The organism is Bradyrhizobium altum (assembly GCF_020889705.1).
GTDB classification, from domain to species: Bacteria; Pseudomonadota; Alphaproteobacteria; order Rhizobiales; family Xanthobacteraceae; genus Bradyrhizobium; species Bradyrhizobium altum.
Genome location: NZ_JACMYP010000426.1, coordinates 1 through 4,607, shown reverse-complemented (window position 1 = coordinate 4,607; position 4,607 = coordinate 1). Strand labels below are relative to the sequence as shown.

Below are 4,607 nucleotides of genomic sequence, written 5' to 3'. Positions count from 1 at the left end.
CGCGCCCGCGCCGCCGAGCGCGCGCTCGAAGGCCGTTCGTTCGACGCTTCCGCGATCAATGCAGCTGCCGCGGCAGCCGCCGAAGGAACCGCGCCCGGCGACAATGCGCTCGCCAGCGCCTGGTATCGCCGCGAGATCGTCGGCGTGCATCTTCGCCGCCTGTTGTCCGGTCAGGAATAATCACGATGGCCAAGACTGCCCTTCAATTCCAGCATAACGGCCACGAGGTCGCGATCTTCGTCGACGGCGGCACCAACCTGCTGGTCGCGCTGCGCGAGCTGATCGGCGACATGACGCCGAAATTCGGCTGCGGCCAGGGCGGCTGCGGCACCTGCAGCGTGCTGATCGACGGCGAGTTGCATCTCTCCTGCCTGACGCTGGCTGAAACGGTCGCCGGCCGTTCGGTCGAGACGCTCGACGGCATCAAGGACGGTCCCAACCTGCACCCGCTGCAGCGCGCCTTCGCCGACAGTTTCGCCGCGCAGTGCGGCTATTGCACGCCCGGCATGCTGATGGCCGCCAAGGCGCTACTCGATCGTAACCCGCAACCGAGCCGCGCCGAAGTCGTCGAGGCGATCTCCGGCAACATCTGCCGCTGCACCGGCTATGAGCCGATCATCAACGCCGTGCTGGCTGCCGCGTCCGGCGGCCGTGCCCGCGCGTAAGGAAACAGTGCCATGCTGGAATTGCGCAAGGACATTTTCGCCGACGAACGCGACGACAATCTGAAGGAAATCGGCAAGGGCACGCAGCGTCAGGACATGCTCGGCCATGTCACCGGCACCTCGCCCTATTTCGACGACCACAAGCTGCAGGGCATGCTGCATCTGAAGGTGGTCCGCAGCGCGCATGCGCATGCAAGGCTGCGCCGCATCGACACCTCGGAGGCCGAACGGTCACAGGGCGTGCGGCGGGTGATCCGCGCTTCCGATGTGCCGCGCAATTTGAATACGCTGCTCAGCCTGATCAATTTCGGCAAGGACGACGAACCGTCGCTCGCGGTCGACAAGGTGCGCTACCAGGGCGAGCCGATCGTCGCCATCGTCGCCGACAGCCCACGCGAAGCCTTTGAAGCGATTGCAAAGGTCAAGATCGACTATGAGCCGCTGCCGGCGGTGTTCGATGTCGAGGAGGCGCTGAAGCCAGGCGCGCCCGTCGTCAACGAGGTCTACCCCAAGAACACCTTCACCTATCACGAGACCTACGATCGCCAGCAGCTGCGCTTCGGCGATGCCGACCGGGCGCTTGCAACGGCCGACCATGTGCTGGAGCAGCGCTACCAGATGTCGCCGATCGAGCATGCGCCGACCGAGACCAACGGCTCGATCGCAGCGCCGGACACCAATGGCCGCTACATCGTCTATACGTCGACGCAAGCGCTGTTCTTCTCGGTCGATACCTGCGCCAAGATCCTCGATGTGCCCTCCAACACCTTCCACTTCATCGGCGGCACGGTCGGCGGCGGCTTCGGCGGCAAGGTCGATACGCTGACCGAGCCGCTGTGCATCCTTGGCGCGATGCTGACCGGGCGCCCGGTGCGCTACGTGTTCGGGCGCGAGGAGGAGATGCAATACGGGCCGCCGCGCGGCGCCGAGCGCATCTACATCAAGGATGGCGTGATGCGCGACGGCCGCGTCGTCGCCCGCAAGGTGCGCGCCTATTTCGACAGCGGCGCCTATACGCGGCTGTCGAGCTATGCCGCGGTGAAATGCGCCGCGCATCTGCCCGGCCCCTACACGATCCCGAACGTCCATGGCGACGTCTACTGCGTCTTCACCAACCGCACGCCCGCGACCGCGATGCGCGGCTTCGGCGTCACGGCGATGGATTTCGCCATCGAATGCCAGATGGACAAGCTCGCGCATCTGGTCGGCATGGACCCGATGGAATTCCGGATCCTCAATGCGTATCGCGACGGCGACATGAAGGCGCACCGCCGCGAGGCCAAGAACACCGCGCTGATCGAATGCGTGCAGGTCGCCGCCGAGAAGGCGAAATGGCCGCTCCGCGAGGAGTTCAAGCAGATGTCGTCGCGCAAGGATGGTGGCGGGATTCGCGCCGCCGTGACGCTGACACCGCGGGAATCGCATGCGCTGGCGGCCGCACCGGCCCAGCAGCGCACGACGTATGACCGCGCGCCGGCCGCGACCCGAGAGTCGCCACCACCGCCGCCCTCCTCAACACCACCATCACCTCCGCCACCGCGGCCGACCGCGCCGTCGCACGGCGCCACCCGCTTCTCTTCCGTCTTCGGCACCAGGAGGCGCTGACCATGACCCGGCATCGCGGACGCGGCATCGCGTCGGTCAACTATCCCATCGGCATGAATCTCGGCGGCGATCCGAGCCAGGCGCTGGTGCATTCCAATCCGAGCGGCAAGTTCACGGTGGCGCTGTCCTCGATCGATCTCGGCCAGGGCATGAAGTCGGTGACGCGCCAGATCTGCGCCGAGACGCTCGGCGTGCCGGTCGAGGACGTCTATGTCGACACCGCGGATTCCGACACCGGGCCGCACTGCATGGGCTCGTTCGCCTCGCGCGGCACCCACCGCGTCGGCAACGCCGTGATGGCCGCGGCGCGGGAGGCGCGTGGCGTGATGATGGAAGCGGCCGCCGAGGAGCTCGAGGTGAACGCTGCTGACCTCGAGACCGACGGCCGCGGCAACATCCACGTCAAGGGCGCACCGCACCGCTCGATCTCGACCAAGGACGTCGCGATCGCCGCGCAGTTCAAGCAGGGCAAGACGATCTCCGGCCGCGGCATCTTCCTGGTGCCGCTGTCCGACGTCGACCCTGAAACCGGCGAGATGTCGCCGGCGACATGTTATGCGCATGCCTGCCTGGTCGCCGAGGTCGAGGTCGACGACGAGACCGGCGAGGTCGACATGGTCAGGATGGACTCGGCCTATGAGCTCGGCCGCGCGCTCAATCCGCGGCTGGTCGAGCAGCAGCTGGTCGGTGGCGCCTGGATGGGTGTCAGCCACGCGCTCTACGAGACGCCGGAGCCCTATTATCCGGAGCCGGTGCATGGCCCGCGCGACTTCGTCGAATATCTGATGCCGGGTCCCGGTGACATCTGCCCGCACGACATCGCGGTGCTGGAACGCCCGGCGCCCGACGGTCCGTTCGGCGCCAAGGGACCGGGCGAGATGTGCGCCAATCCGGTGCTGCCCGCGGTTGCGAACGCGATCTTCAATGCTGTCGGCGTGCGGATCGACGATCTGCCGATCACGCCGGAAAAGGTGCTGCGCGCGATCCGGGCGCAGGGCGGCGCGCGGCCGCAGCCGCGGCGCTAAGGGTTCAACATGCCGGTCCGCAGCAACATCGTCGGCATCGACAGCCCCGAAGCGCTGGAGAAGGCGCTGCGCGCGGCCTATTACCTCGCCGACGACGGCATCGCGACGGCCTCCTATCTTTCGCTCGCGCTCGGCAAGCCGCTGCTGCTCGAAGGCGCGCCGGGGGTCGGCAAGACCGAGGCCGCGAAGGCGATCGCCGCGGTGCTCGGCCGCAGGCTGATCCGCCTGCAATGCTATGAGGGCATCGACGCTTCGGCGGCACTCTACGAGTGGAACTATCCGCGCCAGATGCTGGCGATCCGGCAGGCAGGCGAAGAGAGCATCGACATCTACGGCGAGTCGTTCCTGATCGAGCGCCCGATGCTGGCCGCGCTGCGGGCGCCCGACGCGACCGTGCTGTTGATCGACGAGATCGACCGCGCCGACCAGGAGTTCGAGGCGTTCCTGCTCGAATTCCTCTCCGACTTCCAGATCTCGATCCCCGAGCGCGGCACGGTGCGCGCCGCCGAGCATCCCGTGGTGGTGCTGACCTCGAACCGGACGCGCGATCTGCACGAGGCGCTGCGGCGGCGCTGCGTCTATCACTGGATCGATTACCCGAATGCCGAGCGCGAGGCGCGCATCGTGATGATGCGCGCCTCCAGCGTTGCCGAGGCGACTGCCCGCGCCGTGGTCGCCGCCGTCGGCCGGCTGCGCCGCGAGCCGCTGAGCAAGGCGCCGGGGATTGCCGAGGCAGTCGACTGGGCCGAGGCCGCGACCCTGCTGCACAAAGGTGGCGCACGCTGGCCCGATGCCTTCAAGCGCTCGATCGGCGTTGCGCTGAAGGACGAGGAGGATCTGCATTTCATCTCACCCCGGCTCGATGCGATCATCGCGGAGGCAGCCGCGTGAGCGACGATCTCAATCTGCCGCGCGCCGCGCAGATCTTCGTCACTTTTGTCGCGCTGCTGCGCGCCAACGGCTTCTCGGTCGCGCCGGAGCAGACGACGAGCTTCCTGGCGGCAATCGAGCTGCTCGGGCCGCGCGGCCTGGAGCACATCCGCCGGGCCGGGCTCGCGACGCTGGCGCCGCCACCCGAGCGCCGCGCAACGTATGACCGGTTGTTCGACATCCATTTCCGCGGCACTGATGCGATCGAGCAGGCCGAGGGCGAGGACGAGGAGACTGTCCGCTTGCAGGAAGAAGGCCGCGGCGAGGACGAGCCGCCGCTCGCCGATGAGGCCAATGAATCCGGCCTTGCTGCGGCGCGCGCCGAGGCGCTGGTCGAGCGCCGATTTGCCCAGACCGCGACCAGCGATCCGCTGCGCCGGCT

The 4,607-nt window shown here is 67.7% G+C and carries 4 protein-coding genes and 2 pseudogenes; all 6 read left to right on the top strand.

The annotated features are described in order from the left end of the window. Positions 1–180 (top strand): annotated as a pseudogene (locus H8B02_RS45475) (FAD binding domain-containing protein); the annotation flags it as partial. A gap of 5 nt (positions 181–185) precedes the next feature. Then, positions 186–665, top strand: a complete 480-nt coding sequence (locus H8B02_RS45470) for a (2Fe-2S)-binding protein (RefSeq protein ID WP_229172242.1) — start codon at positions 186–188, stop codon at positions 663–665. Positions 666–677: 12 nt separating this feature from the next. Then, a complete protein-coding gene (locus H8B02_RS45465) occupies positions 678–2,270 on the top strand; it encodes a xanthine dehydrogenase family protein molybdopterin-binding subunit (protein ID WP_229172241.1) in 1,593 nt (530 codons plus the stop codon). 2 nt (positions 2,271–2,272) lie between these two features. Next, positions 2,273–3,295 carry a xanthine dehydrogenase family protein molybdopterin-binding subunit gene (locus H8B02_RS45460; RefSeq protein WP_021075858.1) on the top strand — a complete coding sequence of 341 codons (1,023 nt, stop codon included), beginning with the start codon at positions 2,273–2,275 and terminating at the stop codon, positions 3,293–3,295. Positions 3,296–3,304: 9 nt separating this feature from the next. Continuing rightward, a complete protein-coding gene (locus H8B02_RS45455; RefSeq protein WP_229172240.1) occupies positions 3,305–4,186 on the top strand; it encodes an AAA family ATPase in 882 nt (293 codons plus the stop codon). Continuing rightward, positions 4,183–4,607 (top strand): annotated as a pseudogene (locus H8B02_RS45450) (hypothetical protein); the annotation flags it as partial. The gene H8B02_RS45455 and the pseudogene H8B02_RS45450, both read left to right, overlap by 4 nt.